This is a genomic window from Thalassobacterium maritimum (assembly GCF_031127805.1).
Classification (GTDB): domain Bacteria; phylum Verrucomicrobiota; class Verrucomicrobiia; order Opitutales; family Coraliomargaritaceae; genus Thalassobacterium; species Thalassobacterium maritimum.
Genome location: NZ_JARXHW010000001.1, coordinates 133,254 through 156,075 on the forward strand (window position 1 = coordinate 133,254; position 22,822 = coordinate 156,075).

The following is a 22,822-nucleotide window of genomic DNA, read 5'->3' on the forward strand; positions in this document are numbered from 1 at the left end:
CTGAAGAACCCCGCCACTTTTCAAATCGTAGCCGAGTGCTTTAGCCTCGGTTCCATCTTGCCGCACGATTCGGCTCCCACCCGACGCAAACGGGGTCTAAAGAACCCCGCCACTTTTCAAATCGTAGCCGAGTGCTTTAGCCTCGGTTCCATCTTGCCGCACGATTCGGCACCCACCCGACGCAAACGGGGTCTAAAGACCCTCGCCACTATTCGCGTAAGGTTCCATCAGCTTGCTCCTCCAAGAAGGATCGATACGCCATGGCCACGCCTTGCTCGATATCGATTTCGGGAGACCACCCGGTTGCTTTGATCTTGGAAATATCAGTCAACTTCCGCGGCGTGCCGTCTGGCTTGCTGGTATCAAAACGGAGCTCGCCTTGGTAGCCCACCACTTGCATGACGAGTCGAGCGAGATCGCCGATCGAAATGTCTGTGCCGCAGCCGAGATTCACCCAATCAGGTGGGTTCTCCAATTGCAATAAATGCAAAATGCCAGCCGCCGCATCGTCTGCGTGCAAAAACTCACGCAGCGGCGTGCCAGTGCCCCAGATCGCAACTTCGGGTGCCTCATTCAACTTCGCTTCATGAAAGCGACGTATCAACGCAGGCAATACATGTGAATTTTGCGGATGATAGTTATCTCCTTGACCGTATAGATTGGTCGGCATTGCGGAGTGGTAGCAGACCCCATACTGGCGACGATAGAACTCACACATTTTTAGGCCTGCAATCTTGGCGATCGCATAGGCTTCGTTGGTGGGCTCCAAAGCTGCAGTCAAAAGCGACTCTTCACGAATCGGTTGCTCCGCAAGTTTCGGATAAATACAGGTGCTGCCGAGAAAGAGCAAACGCTTCACGCCCGCTTGATAGGCGGCATGAATGGTGTTTTGCGCGATCGCCAAGTTCTCATACATAAACTCGGCCGGATAGGTATTATTGGCGTGAATGCCTCCCACCCGTGCAGCCGCGATCACGGCAACATCGGGGCGCTCAGCCTCAAAGAAGGCCTGCACCGCCGATTGGTCGAGTAAGTTTAACTCACTGCGGGTGCGCGTGAGAATCGAGTCGTAACCCGCGCTCTTGAGGGCGCGCACAACCGCGCCGCCCACCATGCCGCGGTGTCCCGCGATGTAGATTTTATCCTGCTTATCCATTGGTCGCTTGCTTATAGGCGAGCTCTTGCTTGGCCAGCACTAGATCCGAATCAACCATGATTTTTACCAAATCCTTGAATTTGACCTTGGGCTCCCAACCGAGTTGTTTCTTTGCTTTGGCAGGGTCGCCGATCAAGAGATCCACTTCTGTCGGACGCTCATAGCGCTTGTCATAATCCACATATTTCTCCCAATCCAAATCGAGTAGATTAAAGGTTTCGATGACAAAATCTTTGACCGAATTGGTCTCGTTGGTCGCCATCACATAATCGTCGCCCTCGTCTTGCTGCAGCATCAACCACATCGCTTCGACGTATTCCTTGGCATAGCCCCAGTCGCGCTGCGCATCAAGATTGCCGAGGTAGAGTTTGTCCTGCAGCCCCAACTTAATACGGGTGGCCGCACGCGTGATCTTACGCGTGACAAAAGTTTCTCCGCGGCGTGGTGATTCGTGGTTAAACAAAATACCATTGGTCGCATGCATGCCATAGGACTCACGGTAGTTCACTGTCAGCCAATAGGCATATACTTTGGCGCAACCGTAAGGGGAGCGTGGGTAGAAAGGTGTTTTCTCAGTTTGTGGCACCTGTTGAACCATACCAAACATTTCCGAGGAGGATGCTTGGTAGAAGCGGCATTTTCCATCGAGACCCACTTCGCGAATCGCCTCCAGCAAACGAAGTGTGCCGAGACCGGTGACATCGCCAGTGTATTCCGGAACGTCGAAGGATACGCGCACGTGACTCTGCGCGCCGAGGTGATAGATTTCGTCAGGCTGGATTTGATACAGCAGCTTCATCAGCATCACACCATCGGCCAAGTCCCCGTAGTGTAGAAACATCTTGGTGCCGTTGATGTGTGGATCCGTATACAAATGGTCGATGCGCTGCGTATTAAAAGTCGAGCAGCGGCGGATGATGCCGTGCACCTCGTAGCCTTTTTCGAGCAATAGTTCCGCAAGATAAGATCCATCCTGCCCCGTGATTCCTGTGATGAGTGCTTTTTTCATAATTGCGCCGAATTATAGCAGATTTCCCTGCGCTGTCTTTTCGTATTTACGTAAAGTTATTTATATATATGCGTAATATTAATGAAAATGGATGAAAAAACCGTCGCGATCGCCTTTGATTTAAATTTCCGGCATGCCGCGGAGATTTTCAGTGGAGCCTCGGATTATCTATCGGAGGCGCAGTTGGACTGGCAATTAATGCCGCTCAACTTCGGCTTTGAGACTCGGCTCATGGAACTGGCGCGCTCGGGCCGGCTAGCAGGCGCACTCGGCACTTTTGTGAGCGACGGTTGGGTGCAGGGGCTGCTCGATACTGGAGTGCCGGCAATTAACATGTTTAACTTCTCGAAAATAAGCGTGGTGCCCACCGTCAGCCCCGACGATCACGCGACGGGCTACGCGGCCGCCGAGCACCTGCGCGCGCAAGGGGCACAGCGCTTCGCCTTCTTCGGTGCAGATGGCGTGCACTACACACGTTTGCGCGAGGCAGGCTTTCGTGCGGGACTGCGCAGCTACCAATTAGAAAGTAAACTCGAACTGCTACGCCCTGGCCCAAGCCTAGCCGAGCAACTGAAGGGATTGAAGAATGCCTCCGAGCTAATCGGCATATTCTGTTCCAACGATTTGAGCGCACGCGAACTAATCACACTCGCCCGCCAGCAAGGCATACGTTGTGGCAAAGACATATTAGTCGTTGGCGTGGACAACGACCCCTCAGAATCCATCTTTGCTGGCATTGGCATCAGCAGCTTCAAACAAGCCATCCGCGAGACAGGCTACCTTTCTGCAAAAGCGCTACACGAAACGATCCAGCAAGGCCATCCATCCGTGGACCTGCAATTACAAATGCCGAGTCAACTGATTCCCCGCGAATCCTCACTCGCCTCCAACCGCGCCCGCATCGGTCAGCAAGCCGCCAATTATATACGGGAAAACCTCGCAAGACCAGAGCTCGACGCCACCTCCTTAGCGCTACACATCGGCGTATCGCGCCGCTCTCTGGAACTTGCAGTGCACGAGCAATTCAACAGCAGCCCCTACAAAATGCTGGCTCGAGCACGCTTACAATTGGCTCAACATTTACTACGCACAAGCCCGCTCCCCATCATGGAAGTCGGCCTGCGCTGCGGCTACCCCAGCGCACACCACTTCTCTGCTTGGTTTAAAAAGCAATGCGGCAGCGCGCCCAAAGTCTATCGAGAGCGTTAATCAGAACTGAATCGTCTCATCAGGGCTCGGGATCTGGGTGCGAAACCAGGTGCGCTGCTTTTTGACTAGGTGCAGCGTGTTTTGCACAATGCTTGGTAGCAGCTCCTCTCGTGACAATTGCCCTTCTAGGAAAGCAATAGTTTCTCGATAACCGATCGCAGATGCGGCGCTCGGGTTTTCCTTAATTCCAAGTGCTAAGAGGCCCTCAACTTCTTCGATCAGTCCCGCGGCCAACATCTGCTGGGCGCGATGCGCCACGCGTTGTTGCAGATTCTCCTTGTCACGACTGAGTAAGATGTAGTGTTTCGTGCAATCAGCGTAGGGCTCGGGGCGAGCGGCAAACTCCGCTTGTAAAGTCGGTAAATCCTTGCCAGAGGCGATACAGCGTTCCAGCGCTCGCAAGACGCGACGGGGGTTTTTAATATCCAAATTCCCCAAGCCTTGCGGACTACGCATGCTCAGCTCAGCCAATAAAGCGGACAAGCCCTCAGCTTCATAGAGCGCAGCAACTTGGGATCGCACCGCATCGCTCACTTTCACAACATCAATCACTGGTGCAAAAAAGCTCTTTAAATAAAACCCGCTGCCCCCAGTCACTAAAACGGACCGTCCACGATTCAAAATATCGGCCACCGCAGCCTGCGCATCGCGCACATAAGCCACAATGTCGTAGGGCACATTGACGAGGTTTAAATCGATCAAATGATGCGGCACTCGCGCCAATTCAGCAGGGCTGGGCTTGGCTGTGCCTATATCCATGCCGCGATAAATCAAGGAGGCATCGCAAGAGACAATCTCCGCATTATGCGCTTCTGCGTAAGCGAGCGCATATTCCGTTTTGCCCACCGCGGTGGGCCCTGTAATGATGTGTAATAATTGTTCCATTGCTGTAACGCGCGGTTCTCGGCTTGTCTAATCTACGTCGTTGGCGAACACTTGTACCACAATCCAAGCATGGCAACCATGTAGCACCTGCAGCGACGCCTCATCTCCCAGCAGTGTGACTACTGCTGACAATTTTACACACAAAACAATGAAAATCTGTATCGTCACCGAAACCTATCCGCCCGAAGTCAACGGCGTCGCCATGACCTTGCACCGTATCAGCGGCGAACTACGCAGACAAGGCCATAGCGTTAGCATCGTGCGCCCCCGCCAAAGCTCCGAAGCTCAAAATGCGCAATACCCTGACGAAACGATCGTGACCGGCCTACCGTTGCCTGGCTACGACGGCCTGCGCTTCGGCCTGCCCTGTCGACGCAAGTTACGCACGCTTTGGGCTCAAGATACGCCCGACATCATCTACGCCGGCACCGAAGGCCCGCTGGGCCAATCCTCGATCAAAGCCGCCGCCGACCTCGGCATTCCGATCGTATCTGGCTTTCATACCAATTTTCACGAATATATGAAGCACTACAAACTGCCTATTCTGGAAAAGATGGTGCAAGGCTTCCTTAGAAAGACTCATAACAAAACCCGCCGCACCTTCGCGCCCTCGCAAGATGTCATCGAGCGACTAAAAGGCATGGGCATACAAGGCACCCGCCTGCTCGGCCGCGGAGTGGATACCGCCCTCTTTGCCCCCGCAAAACGCGACGCCGCCCTGCGCCAACGCTGGGGTGTGGATGACGACGGCATCGTGGCACTCTTCGTCAGTCGCCTGGCCGCCGAGAAAAACATTCCTCTCGCCGCCAAAGCCTTTCAGCAAATCAAGCAACGCCATCCCGAAGCCGCCTGCGTATTCGTAGGCGACGGCCCCGAGCGCGCAAAACTGGAAAAGGCACATCCCGACTTCATCTTTGCTGGCATGCAAAAAGGCGAGGACCTCGCCCGCCACTACGCATCTGCCGACCTCTTTGTGTTCCCCAGTGTGACCGAGACCTTCGGCAATGTCGTAACCGAGGCGATGGCATCCGGCCTAGTCACCCTCGCCTACGATTACGCCGCCCCCGGCCGTTATATCGAAGACGGCAACAACGGCTTCCTCGCCCCCTTCGACGACAACACAGCGTTCCTAAAAGCCACCGACCGCGCACTGGCAGCGCAAAACGATTGGTCCCAAATCCGAGCCGCAGCACGTAGCACTGCCGAAAGCTTGGGCTGGACCGGCATCGTCAAACAATTCGTGACAGACTTGGAAGAGGCTCAGAGCGAGTCATAGCACAGACGCCTCCAATCACAGCGTGCGAAACTTACCTTTGTAGCGCCGAGTAATTTTTTCCATGTATCCGGCGGCTTCGGCTTCGACCTGAAAGCCGATAAAGTGGATACGGGGCTCGATGCCATATTCACGAGTGAGATCACGTAGCGTGCGTTCGAGCTCGTCCCATGGAACATCGCCCTGCTTCGGAATGTTACGCTGGAAATCAGCATCGGAGACGAGAAAGATCACATCGGGCTCCATTTGAAAGGCCACCATGAAAGCGCCCTGCACACCATCCGCGGCATGGGGCAGCTGAGTCATCAGCGACTGGGTGCGTACCTTCTCAGTGATCCATGCTTTGGCGGCGCGCTTGTTACGAATGCCGCCGGCGATCATGTAATCGCGAAAGCTGCCAACGCTGCGCGAAAAGGGCACCATGGCGAATTGGGTATTGGCACTGAGTCCATCGATCAATGAAGAAAGCTCTCGTATAAAGCGCTCGGTGGTCACACCCGCCTTGCTAGCCTTGTTCCAGACACTGGAACTGTTATCAAAAAGAATCAGAATACGCTGCCCCGCGTCTTCGATCCCGAATAGTGAAGCGGAGGAGCTACCGGTTTGCAGACCTTGCAAAGCACCCAACACGCCAGACTGCCCGAGCAGCGAGTCAGACTGGAGGGCCGCGGGATTGCGCTCGATCGGGTTAAAGTCGCTTTTTGGCATCTGTGGCAACGCCGGCATAGAATCAGGCAACAAGGCTTGGGTGCTGATGCGCTCTAGCTGCATGGGCGAGCTGGCTGCGTTTTGAAATTCGGCCAGCGCGACTTTGTGCTCCAATTCTTTTTGCGGGAGATAAATCTTCTTACGCGCGACGAATTCGGGATCGGACTTAAACTCAGGCACCAGCACCACGACGAATACGGCCAAGAAGAGCAGCCCCACCTGAATCAAAAGCGCCAATGCCAAGGGCCCGAGCTTGGAGCGTTTCGGTGCAGATTCGGCAGAATTATGCGCAGGAGCGGACGGCATGATGCACCAGTGTGTGCGCTGCTTCACGCATTGCAAATGTTGAATGCCTCGCCCCGGTTCAGAGAACCGAGGATACCGCCCCGGTTCAGAGAACCGAGGATACGGGCTCAAAATTCTAGCTATTAGAGAAATGGCAGGCATACTCCCGCGACTCATCCATATGCGCTCCTCTACTAAAATCTGGCAATGGCCGAATGTGCTAGCGATCGATGCAGCACTGATTGCTGCGCTGTGGCTACTGGCCTTGGAGCGGGCGCATTCACTGGAAATCACTTGGGTGGCGCATGCGGTGCTGGCCCTCTCAGTCTGGCTAAGCTACGTGGCCGACCGACTCTACGATGTGCGCTCGCGCGAGCGAGCGGCCCTACTTTCGACGCGACACGACTTCTCGAAGCGCTACGCGCGACCACTCTGGCGCGTGTGGTTTGTCGCATTGGGAGTCGACCTTTTATTGGCGACTCAATTGAGCCCGCAACAACTAACAAAGGGGGTGCAGCTCTTGATCATTTGCTTAATCTACACGCTCTTAAACCAGAAACTCTCGCGCCGATTCTTCCCGAAAGAGATCTGCGTGGCATTGATCTACGCAGGCGGCGTGCAAATCTTTCTGCCAAACACGGTGTCGACGGACTTTTACCAAGCTTTCGCATTTTTGTGCCTGCTAAACTGTCTCATCATCGGAGCGAAGGAAAAGCACATCGATGCGAAGATGCGGGTGCACTCGCTGGCGACCTTGGTCGCAGAGCGTTGGCTGAGCCCACTCGCTTGGACGGGGGCGGCGCTGGTGCTATGGAATCGTGGCGATCTGTGGCAGGGACTGGCATTGAGCTTTGTGCTGCTGGGTCTGCTGCATCGCTACCGAGCGCACATCACGATCGAGAGCTTCCGAGTGCTGGTGGATGCGGCACTTCTCATCGGTGGCGCATTTCACTTGATCCTATTGAGCTAAAAGAGGCGGCACCTGCGTTCGCACCGAGCCCGAAGAAGGCCGAATTTACGTGATTGGCCCCCTGCCTACATGTTCGGCGAGTTGGTCAAATAGGCTTCATGGCGAGCGAGTTGATCATCTAAGGAGCTCGCCACCACCACCGATGTGGCGAGGAACATGATGATTGCATTCGTCAAAGCATCGCTGGTCGCTGAAGCTTGAATACGCTTAGAGAAATCTTGATTCAAACCCTCTAGCACACCGTAAAGCTCTTTAAGTTCCTTAAACTCCCAATCGGCCTGTTCGCCGCGACGCTGTTTGAAATATTGCTTCACAAGATAAGAGCCCACTGTGCGATGCAATGTTTGGCGAGTCGTGCAAAAAGGGATGTGAAAGCTGGCCATTGCCCCAAGCTCTTTCAACACGGGGCAGCCACTGGTCGCCATCATCAGCCCAAGCAGAGAGTTGATGCCGACCTGCAAATCGCAATCATCGAAGTAACTGCGCTCCGCAGTGGTCACAGTCACTTTCACACGCTCAATGGACTGACTGTCGGCAAAGGCCTCAATCACTTCATTGATACGAGTGGCTGCGGGACAATAGGCACAGTCGGCCTCCTTGAGCGGGCAGCATTTACATTGTTTATAACCAAGGCGCGCCCACTCAGGGTGCGCTTCGTCTGCATTCACCTGACCAGGACGCGTCGCCACATCAAACTCGATCTCGCGATCTTTCAGTTCAAAGCGATAAACAACATTTTCGGAATCCATGGCACTCTTGTTTAGATAATTATTTAATGAGGTCGACACCGAATCACACCCGACGCATGCATTTACCAAACTTTGGCGACCCATCAACCTACCAAGAAGACGTTTTCACAACAACAATCCTGGACAGTCAATGCCCGTCACATAAAGTACAAAATGCAGACACGCACATACTTAAGCCCCGCTCCAGCGAGCTAAAGAGCACACGTATCAGAGGAGCTCTTAGCGGCCGCGACGAATCTCAGAAGCTTTAAACTGCACACGCACCCGGAAAATTAACTTAATACGGGTTTTAATCTTAAAAGTCTTCGGATCGATCGAGTCAGGGACCTCTTCGCGATGCACATCTACAATGGCATGGTAACCGCGCTCGGAGAAGATATCGATCAACATGGCCAGAGCATCCAGATCATGTAACACCTTGCTCTCTGTATTCACCACTGCGGTGCCGGAGATGGCGTGGCGCTCGATGATGGGGATAAAATCCTGCTTAATGAGCTCGACGACTTGCGTAAAGAGTGGTTCTTGGCGCTCGACATAGGCATCGAGACGGTCGACCAACTCTTGGCGCGCATGCTTGGAAATCGACATCGCCACGGGAATGCTCGAGATGCGATCATAGGTCGTCTCATCGAGTTCGAGCGAGCCTTGATAGCGCAATTCTTCATCGATACGTTGACGCACCACTTCCAACGAGCCGTGGGCGTTAATAAAGTGGTAGAAGAAAATCTCGCGCAGCTCTTTGAGCGCGTCGTAGGTTTTTTCCTTAAATGTGCGATAGCGGTTGAGCGCGGCATCGGGATCGAGATCGGTCGGGCGCAATTCTTCGAGCTCGCCGACGCCCGACTCGCGCACTTCTTCATTGTGCGCCTGGGCTTCGAGGCCACGATGCATCTGACGCTTAACACTTTCTTTCTCGTCGATGAAGAGCACCACGATATGGAAGTGTGGCTTTTTAAAATACTCCGAGTAGAGGGTCTCTTTGAACTGGTTGCGCAGATCAATCAGCTTTTGATAGAGCAACTTCACGCATTCAACCTGCACCTTGGTGCGAGGAAAACCATCGACCACCGCCCCGGTCTTATACACGGGGTCGAGTAGCTTACGCAGCATAATCTCGATCACCTCGCGATCGCCGACAAGCATACCGGCATCTTTCATTTTCTGCGCTTCGGGGCTTTTCAGTAAGCCGCTCACCACTAGCGGCGGAGCCGTGAGATCGCGATACTGCATGATAAAATTGGTATTGGTGCCCTTACCTGCGCCGGGCGCACCATTGAGCCAGAAAATCTCTTTGGGAAAGCGTAAGTTCTCTTTCCCCTTTTCCTCAACGAGGCTAGCCCAGACGGAATTGAAGATGATTTGAGCGTCCTTGACCTCTAGGTCGACGACTTTATTCTCGGTTGGGTTGCCCTCAGTGTTGGCGGGATCGGAAGCCATATCAGTATAAGTTGGTAAGTGAAGAAAACTCTTAGCAGTGGCGAAATCCACTAATGAGATCAAGCCTCATTCATGGATTCTGGCCAAGGAGCACGCGTAATAGATGGCTGTTGCGTGCGCGGGCGGCAAATTCGTTCGGTCGCGCCTTCGAAATCCTCTTCCCCCGAAAGGATGTCGATTTCGAGCCGCAGATAATAAACTGGCACCGGAGCTGTGATATCGTCGAATAGGCGCACGGCGTCTTTCTCGGTGGTGACGATCATGTCGAGGTCGGCCATGCCGGCCTTACGGTACAGCCGCTCAATTTCATAGCGCGTGAAGCGGTGGTGGTCGAGAAAGCGCTGGTTATAACGGATCTCTGCACCAAATGCGCGCAACATGCTCTCGAAACTCTCCGGTGAAGCAATCCCACTGAAAGCGCCAATTTTAGCGTTTTGCAAGGAATCGAGCGGGAGTTTTTCATCGCTGCCAACCGCTTGCAGGTATTGTGGCTTGTGGGCGCACTCAATGATCTCGGCCTTCGGATTGTGTTCACGGATGAGTTCGAGCAGGGCCTCATCGCGCACCCCGTCGGACTTGGTCAGGAAGATATAGCTGGCGCGAGACAGGTGCTTGATCGGTTCGCGCAAGATCCCACGTGGCAATAAATGTTGGTTTCCAAAGGGGTTGGTCTTATCGACCAGCAAGAGGTTTAGCCGACCTTTTAACGGCAGATATTGAAAGCCATCGTCTAGGATCAGTGTGTCGCAGCCAAACTTACGAATTGCGAAGGAGCCCGCTTTGACACGATTCTTATCACAGAGCACCACCACTCCGGGCAGATTTTGCGCTAGCATATAGGGCTCATCGCCCGCCACTTCGGAATCGAGCAGCACGTTCTTGCCATCACTCACAATCTTCGGCGGCGCTTCTTCGCCATGGGTCAACTTGCGCCAGAGCTTTTTGGGCAAGGGCTCTTTCTTACTCTTATAACCTCGGCTCAGGATGGCCACTTTGCGGCCTCGCTCATTTAGAGTGCGGGCAAATTTCTCAACCACTGGCGTCTTCCCGGTGCCGCCAACCGTCAAGTTTCCCACCACCACGACCATACAGCCCAGCGGCTTATTACGCAAAATGCGATGCTCGTACAGATACCAGCGTAATTGCACGATCCCACTGAACAAATAAGACAGCAGATGTAGAAAAGTGCCCATCACCTCTGCGGCACGCCCGTGCCGGCGATCATAGATCACATCAGCGGTAAATTGGGCAAAGTCATCCGCTGCTCGAGCGAGCTTATAACGGATTCTACGGAGTGAGGGCATAGGTCAAAAAAGGTGATTATTGTAAATAAAGCGAATCTCAAAAACCAGAAAGAAGGTTGACGCCAGATTTAATCACCGCTTTCTCTCGAAAAAACAGCAAGTCTCTGTGATCTGCAAAGACTTCAACGTATCTATTGTTTATGAAATATTTAATCATCGCCGAGAAACCTTCCGTCGCGACCGACCTCTCCAAAGCACTCAGCTCAGAACTTGGCAAATTTACCAAAAAGGGAAAATCACGCGATGCGACCTATTTCGAAAGCGATCAAGCAGCGATCACCTCTGCAGTCGGCCACCTTGTCGAGCTAAAGATGCCGACCGGGCCCAATGGCAAGAACTTACCTTGGAATTTCAAGGTGCTGCCAGCCATTCCCGAAAAATTTGAGCTACAGCCGATCGAGCAAAGCTCGGGCCGCCTGAAGCATGTGCTCGCACTGGCAAAGAAAAAGGAGTTCGACGTCATCATCAACGCATGTGACGCCGGCCGAGAAGGGGAGCTCATCTTCCAATACATTATGGACATCGGCAACATTCAGAAGCCGGTCAAACGCCTCTGGATGCAATCCATGACCAAGAGTGCGATTCTGGAAGCATGGAATTCTCTACGCGAAGGCGAGCAAATGTCGCATTTGGCCGATGCCGCCAAGTGCCGCTCTGAGTCGGACTGGCTCGTTGGGCTTAATTCGACACGCGCCCTCACCTGTTTCCGTTCGCGCCATGGCGGCTTCAATATTACGGCTGCAGGCCGCGTGCAAACCCCCACCCTCGCGATTCTAGCTAAGCGCGAACGCGAGATCCAAGCCTTCAAGCCCGAAGACTACTGGGAGGTGCACGCCGACTTTGCCGTTACCCAGGGTAACTACCCAGGCAAATGGGTGGATCTAGGCTGGAAGAAAAACCCCGAACAACCGCACGGCCGCGCCGAGCGCATCTGGGATCAGCAAACCGCGACCACGATCCGAGAACGCTGCGCTGGCAAGGAAGGCATCGTAAGCGAAGAGAAAAAGCCGACCAAGCAGATCGCACCGCAACTTTACGACCTCACCACGCTGCAACGCGAAGCTCCCTTCACCGCGAAAAACACACTGGGCCTGGCGCAAGCACTCTACGAGCGCCATAAGATGCTCACCTACCCACGGACCGACTCACGCTACCTGCCAGAGGACTACATGAGCAAGGTGCACGAAACCATGCGTGAGCTCGCCAGCTCCAAGCACCCCGTCGCCGAATGGGCCGCCAAGGCGATCGAGGAGGACCGCGTCAGCTTTAATAAGCGCATTTTCAACAACGCCAAGGTATCCGATCACTTTGCGATCATCCCCACGGGCCGCGTCGTGAAGCTCAACGAACAAGAGTCCAAACTCTACGACATGGTCGTCAAACGCTTCATCGCGGTCTTCTTCCCGCACGCCGAGTTCGAAGTCACCAAGCGCCTCACGACGATCAATCACGGCACAGAAAAAGATACTTTCCTCACGAATGGTAAGACATTGACCTACCCTGGCTGGCTGGCTGTCTACGGTCGCGTCGCTGGAGTCGCGACCACCAAGGATGAACTGGTCGCCGTCAAGGATGGCGAGAGCGCACAAACCGAATCGATCGAAGTCGAAGACAAGAGCACCAACCCTCCCGCGCGCTACACAGAGTCCACTCTACTCGCAGCCATGGAAGGTGCAGGCAAGCTGATCGACGACGACGAACTGCGCGAGGCGATGTCCGAGCGCGGCCTAGGCACACCGGCCACACGCGCCGCCACCATCGAAGGTCTACTCCGCCAAAAATACATCGCTCGCGATGGTCGCGAGCTGAATGTCACTGGCAAAGGCCTACGCCTGATCGAACTCTGTGAAGAGATGGACATTAAGGCGCTCAGCTCACCCTCCATGACGGGAGACTGGGAAGCCAAGCTCAACAAAATGGAAAAGGGCGAGATCAAGCGCGACGCCTTCATGCAAGAGATCAACAGCTTCACCGCCGATGTCGTAGAGAAAGCACGCGCCCACATGGAGACTTTAGTCAACCGCGTGTTCCCCGATCTGGAGTGCCCCTGCCCTGCTTGTGGCGCCCCTCGCTTAAAACAAACCGACGCCACCTACGAGTGCCGTGAAGAAGAGTGCGATTTCCGCATATCCAAGCACATCGCAGGGCGCAAGCTGAGCGAAGCCGAAGCGATCGAACTGTTCACCACCAAGGCATTGCCCGAGACCGACGGCTTTGTCTCTCGCTTTAATAAACCATTTAGCGCAGCTCTAAAACTAGCGCAAACCGTCTCTAAGACTGGCAAGCTGGGCAAGTGGAAGACCGAATTCGTCTTCGACGACGACCTAGAGTCCGCCGAAGAGCTGACAGACGAGCAACTGCTCAAGACACTGACGCTGAAGAATGGCTTGGAAGCGAAGTTCTACGCCACCGACAAAGCTTATCACCTGCCCGACTTCAAGCCCAAGGACTCGCCCGACGGCTTCCGTCTGGGCAAGGTCATTTTGCAAAAGGAGTTGCTGGCCGAGGACGTCGAAAAGCTCTTCACCGAGGGCAAGACACCCTTACTGGATGGCTTCATCTCAAAGCGTACCAAGCGTGCCTTCAAAGCCCACCTAACCCTCGACTTTGAGAAAGGTAAAATTGGTTTCGAATTCGCACCGCGCCCCACCAAGAAGGCTGCCAAAAAAGCCGTCAAAAAGGCCGCGAACTAAGCGTTACTTGAAGCCAAATAGTTTCTTGATGGTGGAAATCGTCCCAGATGCAATTGCGGGGCGAGATCCGCTGACATTAAGCACGCGCCGACAAGTTTGATCGTCGAGCAGGCTGGGGTTATAGGCGATCACCTTCACGTCGCCTGGCTTGCCCGCCAAGTTGTCGGATGCAAAACGGGGCGTCCACTCCTTGGGCACGCCATATTTGGTAAATGCTATGTCCCAGGCGACCACAGGCTGCCCCTCAAACGGCTTCGTAAGCAGCGAAGGGTAGTCCTTCACAAAGCTCGGAACACGCGCGCTATAGACACGAATGCGTGCGGCCGCGGGCAGGTGTTGCAGATGTTCATACAGGTTCTTCACACTGCCATTTCGAATGGCTTGATAAAATGCAAGCGGGTCGACACTGACCAAGTTCATGCCATTCCAGCTGCCATGTTGGTTTTTGTTACCGAATTTCTTACGATCATACCAGGTTTGAAAATCGTCCGTGAGCCGGAATCCAACTTCGAAGTGCACATGAGCGCGTGAAGTGGGAATGCTATAAGTCGCGGAGCGCCCCATAATACCGATCACAGAGCCGGCCTCAACACGGGCGCCCGGCACGACGCCATCTGCGACACTAGCGAGGTGCGCATAGAGGGTGTGGTAGCTGGGCACCTCTCGATCGTGCTGGATCACAACATAGCGCCCATAACTGCTATGGCCCGGCACGCGGCTCGCATGCACGACCTTCCCCGGCAGCACCGCGTAAACAGGGTCGAGCGGCTCCCCGCTACGGTCTCGTTTGACAGGATAGAGGTCGAGCCCCTCGTGAAAGCGGTGCCCGCTGTTACGCACGCAGCCAAATAGCCCCGACTCGACGATGCCCGATACGGTCGGCTGAATGAAGGCTTCGATGGACTCACCGTTCTGAAAAGCAGGGTTCGGTGTCGGCCAAATCAAATTGGCCTGCACGCACAGAGGCACGAGTAAAGCTAGCAGCAGAAAAATCTGTTGTCTCTTCATAAAATACGATCGTCGAAGGGATTGGAATGCCTACCAGCTCTTCTTTGCCTGCAATTCGCGAAGGCTCCGTCTCAAATCGAGTACCAGTTGTTCCAACTCAGCGTCGTCCACCTCGACAAAAGTGTACAAATTGCCATCCGGGATTGCGCCATCGATACGACGCGCTCCGATGGCGTTTCCGTTCACCATCAACACAATACGTCCACCCATATTCGTCACAGAAGCTCGATACAGATCACGTGCACCTTTCCCATCGACCTGCAACAGCAGCGCCATGCCGCGATCGACTTTGACCAGTTCGACATTGCGAATGTCAAACTCAGTCACGATGGGATCCGCCTGAATATTGATCGTGGTGCCACTCTTGGGTAGCACCGCAGTATCCCCGCCCATCGAATTAAAATTCACCCCGCGGCTCTCAACCATCAGGCGTGGAATGTATAAATTTTCGAGCTTATCTTTTTTACAGCCAACGAAAAAAGCGAGACTAGTGAATACAAGAAGGAATGAGAGGGCAATTGGGCGCATGTGTTGTGTATGAGTTAAAGAATAATATCACCAATGGTGTCTTCAATTTTGAGCATTAGTTTCGTAGAAATATCGACAATCGGCACCTGCATCTGACGCTTGGATTTCACGTGCAGATAAGTCTGCTCGCCCGCAGTCTGGCGCGTACCGAGAGCACGTAGCACACGCTTACGCTCCAACATAAGCGAGAGTAAATGCTTTAACATGTCCGACTCCTCCCGTGCCTCAGGCTGCTCATGCTCAAAGAGTGAGAAAAAAAAGTCCTCAGCCGAGGCCATGGTCTCGCGGGCAGTGCTGCTCTCTTCGTCGGGCTCTTTAACCACCCGAACCCAGCGCCCCAGCACCTCACCGGGCAACTCAAAGAGCTCTACTTCGTCAGGGCGTAGATCCGCACGCCCCAACTCGCCGGCGACGTCGTCCTTATAAATCAAACAGACCACTTGATCGCCCGGATTGAAGGCCTCAGCACTCAGAGTCGATTTGCGCGCGATAGTTTTAAATTGCCATTCCATAGATGCAGAAAAGATAAGCTCGGTAGCCTGCCCAATCTGTGCGATCTTGCAATCAAGTTATAGCTTTCAAATGGATCGCAAGCGAAGCGCGACTATAGGTTGTGATCGACCTCATATTCCTCCATATCCGGCGGCACGGTGCCAAGCGATTCTTCCATAGTTGTGAGGCCCTCTTTGACCTTGAGCATACTGTCTTGGTGCAAGGTCATCATGCCGGTGCGCATGGCGATACGCTTAATCACGGCCGCCTCTTCCCCCGCATTAATCGCTTTAATCAAGTCTTCGCTGGTCGCCATCAATTCATGAATACCCACCCGGCCTTTGTAGCCATTACCACCGCAACTGGGGCAACCGTCTTCGCTCAAGCCAGGCACCTTCCCCGTCCAACTCAACGCGCGCTGAATAATCTCGGCCTCGTTTCCTTCTGGCATGTAATTCTTTTTACATGATTTACAGACGCGGCGCATCAGACGCTGGGCACACACACAAATCAACGAAGCCGAAATCATAAAAGGCTCGATCCCCATCTCAGTGAGTCGCGAGACAGTCGTGGGTGCATCATTAGTGTGAAGCGTGCTAAAGAGTAAGTGCCCCGTAAGCGCAGCTTCCACGGCGATGCCAGCAGTTTCGCGGTCACGAATTTCCCCCACCAGAATCACATCCGGATCCTGACGCAAAAAGGCGCGCAGGGCAGACGCAAATGTAAGCCCGATTTTGCGCTGCATCTGCATTTGCAAGAGCCCAGGCAAGGTATACTCGATCGGGTCCTCCGCCGTGCGAATACAAATATCAGCTGTATTGATCTCGTTGAGCGCGGAATAGAGCGTCATCGATTTACCCGAACCAGTCGGTCCACAGTGCAAGATCATGCCATAAGGCCGCTGAATCAGCTCACGATAAAGCCCGAGGTTGCGCTCAGAAAAGCCAAGCGCTGGGAGAGGCAAGGTACTCTTCTGCTTATCTAAGATACGCATGACCATCCCCTCGCCGTGATTCAACGGTGCGGTCGACACACGCAAGTCGATATCGACCCCACGCTTATTGTATTGCTTAAAAATAATACGTCCATCCTGGGGCATGCGCTTCTCCGCAATATCCAATTGTGCCATCACTTTTAGACGTGCCAACAATGCTCCCGAGGCCGCAGTTGGTATCGTCAAACGATTTTGCAAGACGCCATCAACGCGCACGCGCACGCGAGTTTCTTTTTCAAATGGCTCGATGTGAATATCACTGGCACCCGCGAAATACGCCTCCTCTACAATCCGGTTTGCCAGCTTGATAATCGGCGCCGACTCTTCATCAGAAAAATCATCCTCGTCGATCTCTTCCTCGCTCTCATAGTCCGCACCAAGTGCCTCAACCACATCACCAAAGCCAACTGCCTGACGCTGATCATCTTTATCATCAACAAGTTTCTCGATCTCGGACTGCAGCCCCAACAAAACAGACACTTTCATGCCCGAAATCTCATGCACCTTACTAGTCACATGCAGATCAAATGGGTTACTCAGTGCGATGATAATATAGTCGCCCGCAAAGCCTAGCGGCAGAACTTTATGCGTCTGGCAAAAATCCTTATCCAGCTTGGAGTAAGTGGTCTCCGTGACCATGCAACGCTTGATATTAATTGGCGTCAGATCAAAAGCGCGGCTTTTCGCGAATAACAATTGATGCTGCGTAATTCTATACTCGGTTGCCAGTAAGGCCTCGACCGCCTCGCCTGACATCTCCTCATCTGTCTCGATGATATTCTTAAATTGCGCCTCGGTCAAATGACCCATCTGGAGTAAATTGTCCAGAATAGCAGTTTGGATACGAGCAAGAGCCATAATCTAAGAGTGAGTCAAGGGGGGAGGGAAGTCAGGCGTAAAGATCAAATCCGGCCGAGCTCTTCCCGGAGCAGCGGCATGTTCTTTAAGTCGGCTTTAGTTTGAACTGAAGGGTCGAGCTCTAGCTTTTTTGCGAGTTCAGCGGCGGTCAATCCGCCTTGCAGCAACTGCTCTTGCAGGTAGCGCTGTTGTTCTGCTTTCATCAAAGTGTGCATGCGAGCCTCCGCAGGAACTAGAGTAATGGGCGCTCCGATTACCTCGTTCAACGCCTCAAGCGTGATCGACTCATCGGCACTCGTATGAACCGCACCATTCACTACTTCCTGAATTTGTTTATAATTACCAGGCCACTCATAGGAGAGTAAACCATACACTGCCTCGGGTGTAAATTCACCGCATAAACTACGCCCCGCGCGCTCCGCAGCGATACGAGCGACTCGCCGTGCATAAACCGCTAAATCACTTGGACGCAAACTAATGCTAGGCAGCACAACCCCCGCCTCACCAGTCGCGTCTTCAAAGGCTGTGCGTATTGTCTCAGTCGTATCTTCGCTAACGATATAAATGATCAATAAGGACTCTGAGCCTTCGACTTCTCGCTGCGCAGCTTCAGTCAATTTATGCGCTCGCGACATATCATCGACCGAATTCAAGCGTACTCCCACCACCCGACTCTTTTCAAAATCAGAAAGCACAGTTCGCAACTTCGAAACAGCCTCCGAGACCAATAGAGGTAAATCAAAGAGATCAACTGGCATATCACCATTTCCGCGCCAGCGCGATAAATCCTTAATCGCAAGCTCCGCATCACCTCCGCGTGGCTCTAATATATAGAGCTCGGCCCCTTCCTTGGCAATGCCCCATGCGCTTTGTAAGAAGCGATTTGCCAAGAAATTACTTGCACTAAAAAAGCGCGGTTCCTCAGGAAAACTCAGTGCAATCGCTTCTGCGGCAGCAGCTTGCCCCTCTTGCGCACATTGCTCCTTTTCCAGATCCGTCATTGGATCCGAGAAACGCGCGACATGCTGTAGAAATGCTCCCGTATCTAGTGGCTTCTCCATCACGAGCGTCACACTCATATTCGCCACCTTGACCAGCTCGGGTGTATTCATCAGCCCAGAGACCAGGATGAATGGCAGGTTCGGATACAACTCCCGAGCTTTTTTCAAGAAGTCGGCACCATCCATAACAGGCATCTTATAATCGGAAATCACGAGATCGTAAGGTATCTCTTCCAACTGTGTAATCGCCCGCTCTGGACGAGTAGCCATATCCACGCGATAATTATTCTCCCGAAGTAAATCCTGGAGCATCTCTGCGTAGTTCTCTTCGTCGTCTAAAACTAATATTCGTCCGGCCATATAATATATCTTTTCTATATTCCCCTAAAAAAGCAGCATTTAACTATTTCATCTTTGCCTCGATAGTGGTCACGTCAGTCCCCCAAAAGCTAGCCGCCCGACTCCGATCTCCACCAAACAAGACAGCTGCCGCACGTAAATAGTCGACCTGTTGACTGGAAAGGTGCGACTCAAAGAGCGTGCGTGGCGAGGCTCCTGAACTCACCCGAAGGGCCGATTTCACCGCAGCGTGTGTAATCACATCACCCGGATTATCTTCAACAATCTTACGCACAGTCACGCGTAACTCCTCATAGTTACGTTCCCAGGAATGCTGACGAAACAAATCGCGCGCCGAACGTTCAAACCGAGGAACCGCCGCCAAGGAAGCCTCGCGAGCGACTTCAACAACCAGTTGTTGTGCCATCACCCCGACATCGACATTACACTCGCGCAAAGGCGGCACCTGCACCTCAGCAGTTCCCATCAAAATGTATAAATTTTCATCGATCAGACCTTCGTCGAAAAGAGAATCCAAATCCCCACTCACGCAGAAAATCGTTCGTAGAACCACGTCAAACTCATCAAAGGGGCCTTCATGCTTAGCCAGTGCAGTCGCCAGCTTTTTTTGCGCCACATCCATAGTCTCCAGCTCCAGCAGCACACATGTCACGCGCTCGGCACCCTGCTCCTTGGCAGCTTCGATCAACGACAACGCTTGCTGCTCATCAAAAGAGCCGGCACTGAGGTAGATGAAATGTTCTTCATGACTTTCGTAAAAACCACGAATATCTTCACAAATACTGCGGTAGTGCATACCAGGCTCCCCAATCAGAGACAGGGTAGATTTAAAATTACGCAAGCTATACAAACGCTCAGCAAAAGAGGCTGACGCACCTGATTTGCAGGGGTATGAACGAAACGAGAAGCCAAACTTAGCTCCAGCATCCCCCGCATCGTCAACGGCGTCCGCATGCGCGGGGGCCTTCTCGATTTTCTTCGCCTCTTCAATTAACTCGGCAGTTCGCTCCATTAAAGAAAAAATATTAAGCGGCTTCAAGAACACGCCGCCGACACCTTCACTGATCAACTCACGAATCGTATCATTTTCTAAATAGCCTGATACCATAATGACAGGCACTTCAGGCTTCACCTCCTTGATCACCTTCATGAACTCGGCCCCCGTCATATCTGGCATTTTATGGTCGGTCACCACAAGATCGTACTCCGTTTCACGAAAGACTTCAACCGCCTCGATGGGATCGGTGATAGAAGTCACGATGTAATCGGCTTGTTCGAAAATATCTGTGAGCAGACTGTTAAAGTCTACATCGTCATCTAGAATTAAAACGCTGTATGGCATATAAAGTTTAAATTAAATTCTTGTTCATCGTTATTACTATTCCTCTTCGGCAGCATCTTCGGCTTCGTGAACTTCCTCTATGCGCTCCAAGGCACGACTCAGTGACGACATTGACGTGCCGTACCAAAGCACTCGCCCGTCGAGCGCCTCTTCCCAATATTTAACTACGGGCGCACTCATATAGTAGCATGAAGCCAACATGTAAGTGCCTTCGACATGGTCAAATGGAACCGTCGACGAGGCCCAACATAAGGGCAAGTCGACCTTCATCGGGCGCAAGGACTGTAGCTCGATATGATTCAAATCAATCAAGCCCAACTTCTCCTCTTCCACTAAGTGATCTAATAGTTTCGACTCTTCCAGCTTCTTCAGATCGAACAGCAAAGTTGATAGGATCGATGCACGCTTCAAGTCAGCGGCCTGAATCGCCTCCATGAACTTGCCGTTCGCTTCCTCTAGGTCCCCCGAAGAAACCAACCCCTTGTCGACGAGAGCTGAACCTAAAAAACGATTACTACGGAGTATTAAAGCGCGATGCTGCTGCATGGTGAATTTTCTTCACAAAGATTCGGCTCAAGCGCCCCTAAGGTCAAGACATCAGAAGCTCGAATCCGTCATCGTTTTCACTTTACGAAAAATTAGTCAATAAATCGTAAAAGCGACGCGATGTGACGTTAAAGGAATCAAGCCGCTGGCTAGGGGCGCAGTGCCAGATAACTAACACTCCCTCGATAATATACGTAAACTCGACTCACTGGTCTCGAGTCTAACAAAGAGCGCGCATGCGAAAACGACTCAGGCACCACTCCATTAATTTCAAGAAAGACAAGCCCAGGTGCAATCGCCTCCCTGAAGCCCGAATCTGCCTCTACTTTCACCACAACCAGTCCTTGAACTCGCCGATCGAGCCCATATTTTTTACGTAAAGCATCGTCCACCCATGCACAATGAACCCCTTGTAATAACTCTCTCTCATACGCATCCTCGCCGTATGGATTCGCGGGATCTGCCAGCACCACATCTAACTCATGAAGCGCCCCCTCGCGACGAAAGCGCACACTGACCGACTCTCCCGGGGGACTGGCCGCTACCTGAATACGCATATCTTTGATCGTTTTCACAGCGACGCCATTGATGCCTACAATCACGTCTCCCCGTAATAGCCCCGCCTGTGCGGCGGGCAAGCCCTCGGTCACCGACTGAATCAAGACCCCCGCCCTTTCAGGCACCTGGAAGGCTTCCGCATAAGTCGCATCGACATCTTTCAAACTCACGCCCAACATGCCACGCCGCACCTCGCCATCGCGCACCAATGCTAAAGCAATCGAACGCGCGAAGGTGGATGGAATCGCAAAGCCCAAGCCAATACTCCCGCCACTGCGCGAAAGAATGGCGGTATTGATCCCCACTAAACGTCCATAGGCATCGACTAAGGCGCCCCCCGAATTACCAGGATTGATGGGGGCATCGGTCTGGATAAAACTCTCATAGCCAGACTCGCCCAAGATCGACAAATTACTGCGCTTGGTCGCCGACACAATCCCCTGCGTAATCGTAAGCCCAACTCCCATAGGATTGCCAATCGCAAATACCACGTCGCCCACCTCAAGCTGATCACTATCTGCAATCGGCAAATGAGGCAGCCCATCCGCCTCGACCTTAAGCACCGCGAGGTCGCTGCTCGGGTCACGCCCCACCAGACGGGCAGCCAACTCGCGTCCATCATTGAGCTCCACGAGAAGCTCATCGGCGGGCTCTCCATCGCGCGCAGTAATGACATGGCTATTTGTCAAAATATAGCCATCTGCAGAAATCACCACACCTGAACCCACACCTTCATTGATACGACGCTCGACCTCTTCTGGCTCCGCACGTTGCGGAGTCGGCAAGCCGTAATAGCGACGCAGCATTTCCATCCGCGGGTCCATTCCCCGCTGCCGGATATAGCGTAAAATACTCGCCGAGTGCACCGCCACCACCGCTTCTTTTGCAGGCTTCAGGATTGGTGCATAACTCGTAAGATAATTGGGGTCATCCCGCTTGATGCCACTCGAATCAAGCGGCAGTTCTAAATCGGCAGCTTGCACACAAAGCGCGCTCCAGCAAACAAGGCAGGGAACGCGAAAAAAATGTATAAGCTTCAGCAAGGCACGCATTTGAGATAAAGAGAGCATGGCTACCCGCGGACTCTAGCAGTTCATTTACGCGCCACAGTATTGTCAGCCTTGTCAGCCTCCGATGCAGTAACAGCCGTCTCCGTAGGCGGTATAGTCGCTGTATTTTCCTGTGCGACCGTCTGCGGCGCGGCACGAGGCGTCACGGGCGTCGACTCGACGTCCATCGCACTGCGAATATCCTCCTCAATGCCCCGAGTCGCTTTCTTAAACTCGCGCACAGACTGCCCTAAAGATTTAAACAGCCCAGGCAAGCGTTCCGCTCCGAAAAGGAGCAAGACCACGAGAAAGATCAGGATTAGCTCCGGACCATTGATGTTCTCAATAAAAGCAAGTAAGTTCATAGTATTTGATCGGTGAACAAAAATTTAACTAGGCAGATACTTG

General features: G+C 53.1%; 20 protein-coding genes. 4 read left to right on the forward strand and 16 right to left on the reverse strand.

The annotated features are described in order from the left end of the window. Positions 1–208: 208 nt before the first annotated feature. Positions 209–1,156, reverse strand: a complete 948-nt coding sequence (locus QEH52_RS00555) for a GDP-L-fucose synthase family protein (protein WP_308947959.1) — start codon at positions 1,154–1,156, stop codon at positions 209–211. Continuing rightward, positions 1,149–2,165 carry a GDP-mannose 4,6-dehydratase gene (gene gmd / locus QEH52_RS00560; RefSeq protein WP_308947960.1) on the reverse strand — a complete coding sequence of 339 codons (1,017 nt, stop codon included), beginning with the start codon at positions 2,163–2,165 and terminating at the stop codon, positions 1,149–1,151. Before gmd ends, QEH52_RS00555 begins: the two co-directional genes overlap by 8 nt. A gap of 87 nt (positions 2,166–2,252) precedes the next feature. Here gmd and QEH52_RS00565 point away from each other — a divergent pair, with 87 nt between their 5' ends. Continuing rightward, positions 2,253–3,374 (forward strand): substrate-binding domain-containing protein, encoded by a 1,122-nt coding sequence (locus QEH52_RS00565; protein ID WP_308947961.1) that lies wholly within the window; start codon positions 2,253–2,255, stop codon positions 3,372–3,374. Here the strand turns inward: QEH52_RS00565 and miaA are convergent, their stop codons facing one another. Continuing rightward, complete coding sequence (gene miaA, locus QEH52_RS00570; RefSeq protein ID WP_308947962.1) at positions 3,375–4,259, reverse strand: tRNA (adenosine(37)-N6)-dimethylallyltransferase MiaA; 885 nt, start codon at positions 4,257–4,259, stop codon at positions 3,375–3,377. It lies immediately after the preceding gene. Between the two features lie 148 nt (positions 4,260–4,407). Between miaA and QEH52_RS00575 the strand changes: the two genes are divergently transcribed. Beyond that, positions 4,408–5,535, forward strand: coding sequence for a glycosyltransferase family 4 protein (locus tag QEH52_RS00575; protein ID WP_308947963.1), 1,128 nt, complete (start codon positions 4,408–4,410; stop codon positions 5,533–5,535). A gap of 15 nt (positions 5,536–5,550) precedes the next feature. Here QEH52_RS00575 and QEH52_RS00580 read toward each other — a convergent pair whose 3' ends face one another. After that, positions 5,551–6,573 (reverse strand): vWA domain-containing protein, encoded by a 1,023-nt coding sequence (locus QEH52_RS00580; RefSeq protein WP_308947964.1) that lies wholly within the window; start codon positions 6,571–6,573, stop codon positions 5,551–5,553. A 103-nt stretch (positions 6,574–6,676) separates the two neighbouring features. Between QEH52_RS00580 and QEH52_RS00585 the strand changes: the two genes are divergently transcribed. Then, positions 6,677–7,495, forward strand: a complete 819-nt coding sequence (locus QEH52_RS00585) for a hypothetical protein (RefSeq protein ID WP_308947965.1) — start codon at positions 6,677–6,679, stop codon at positions 7,493–7,495. Between the two features lie 65 nt (positions 7,496–7,560). On the opposite strand, the gene QEH52_RS00590 is transcribed toward QEH52_RS00585, so the two are convergent. From QEH52_RS00590 to lpxK, 3 genes are all read right to left on the reverse strand, one after another. Beyond that, positions 7,561–8,244 carry a DUF6901 family protein gene (locus QEH52_RS00590; RefSeq protein ID WP_308947967.1) on the reverse strand — a complete coding sequence of 228 codons (684 nt, stop codon included), beginning with the start codon at positions 8,242–8,244 and terminating at the stop codon, positions 7,561–7,563. A 219-nt stretch (positions 8,245–8,463) separates the two neighbouring features. Further along, positions 8,464–9,681, reverse strand: coding sequence for a nucleoside monophosphate kinase (locus tag QEH52_RS00595; protein ID WP_308947968.1), 1,218 nt, complete (start codon positions 9,679–9,681; stop codon positions 8,464–8,466). A 59-nt stretch (positions 9,682–9,740) separates the two neighbouring features. After that, entirely contained in the window at positions 9,741–10,985 is a 1,245-nt protein-coding gene (lpxK, locus tag QEH52_RS00600) for a tetraacyldisaccharide 4'-kinase (protein WP_308947969.1), read from the reverse strand. Positions 10,986–11,125: 140 nt separating this feature from the next. Between lpxK and topB the strand changes: the two genes are divergently transcribed. Continuing rightward, positions 11,126–13,678, forward strand: coding sequence for a DNA topoisomerase III (gene topB, locus QEH52_RS00605; RefSeq protein ID WP_308947970.1), 2,553 nt, complete (start codon positions 11,126–11,128; stop codon positions 13,676–13,678). Between the two features lie 3 nt (positions 13,679–13,681). On the opposite strand, the gene QEH52_RS00610 is transcribed toward topB, so the two are convergent. From QEH52_RS00610 to QEH52_RS00650, 9 genes are all read right to left on the reverse strand, one after another. After that, on the reverse strand, positions 13,682–14,686 hold the full coding sequence (locus QEH52_RS00610; RefSeq protein ID WP_308947971.1) for a murein hydrolase activator EnvC family protein: 1,005 nt from the start codon (positions 14,684–14,686) through the stop codon (positions 13,682–13,684). A 30-nt stretch (positions 14,687–14,716) separates the two neighbouring features. Beyond that, a complete protein-coding gene (locus tag QEH52_RS00615) occupies positions 14,717–15,214 on the reverse strand; it encodes a hypothetical protein (RefSeq protein ID WP_308947972.1) in 498 nt (165 codons plus the stop codon). 14 nt (positions 15,215–15,228) lie between these two features. Next, on the reverse strand, positions 15,229–15,726 hold the full coding sequence (locus QEH52_RS00620; RefSeq protein ID WP_308947973.1) for a hypothetical protein: 498 nt from the start codon (positions 15,724–15,726) through the stop codon (positions 15,229–15,231). A 92-nt stretch (positions 15,727–15,818) separates the two neighbouring features. Further along, positions 15,819–17,558: a GspE/PulE family protein gene (locus QEH52_RS00625; RefSeq protein ID WP_308947974.1), complete on the reverse strand. Its 1,740-nt coding sequence runs from the start codon at positions 17,556–17,558 to the stop codon at positions 15,819–15,821. Between the two features lie 44 nt (positions 17,559–17,602). Continuing rightward, positions 17,603–18,919, reverse strand: a complete 1,317-nt coding sequence (locus tag QEH52_RS00630) for a response regulator (RefSeq protein ID WP_308947975.1) — start codon at positions 18,917–18,919, stop codon at positions 17,603–17,605. Positions 18,920–18,962: 43 nt separating this feature from the next. Continuing rightward, entirely contained in the window at positions 18,963–20,261 is a 1,299-nt protein-coding gene (locus QEH52_RS00635; protein WP_308947977.1) for a sigma-54-dependent transcriptional regulator, read from the reverse strand. A gap of 36 nt (positions 20,262–20,297) precedes the next feature. Continuing rightward, positions 20,298–20,807, reverse strand: coding sequence for a GspE/PulE family protein (locus tag QEH52_RS00640; protein WP_308947979.1), 510 nt, complete (start codon positions 20,805–20,807; stop codon positions 20,298–20,300). Positions 20,808–20,956: 149 nt separating this feature from the next. Beyond that, complete coding sequence (locus tag QEH52_RS00645) at positions 20,957–22,348, reverse strand: trypsin-like peptidase domain-containing protein (RefSeq protein ID WP_308947980.1); 1,392 nt, start codon at positions 22,346–22,348, stop codon at positions 20,957–20,959. 110 nt (positions 22,349–22,458) lie between these two features. Next, entirely contained in the window at positions 22,459–22,779 is a 321-nt protein-coding gene (locus QEH52_RS00650) for a Sec-independent protein translocase subunit TatA/TatB (protein WP_308947981.1), read from the reverse strand. Positions 22,780–22,822: the final 43 nt, after the last annotated feature.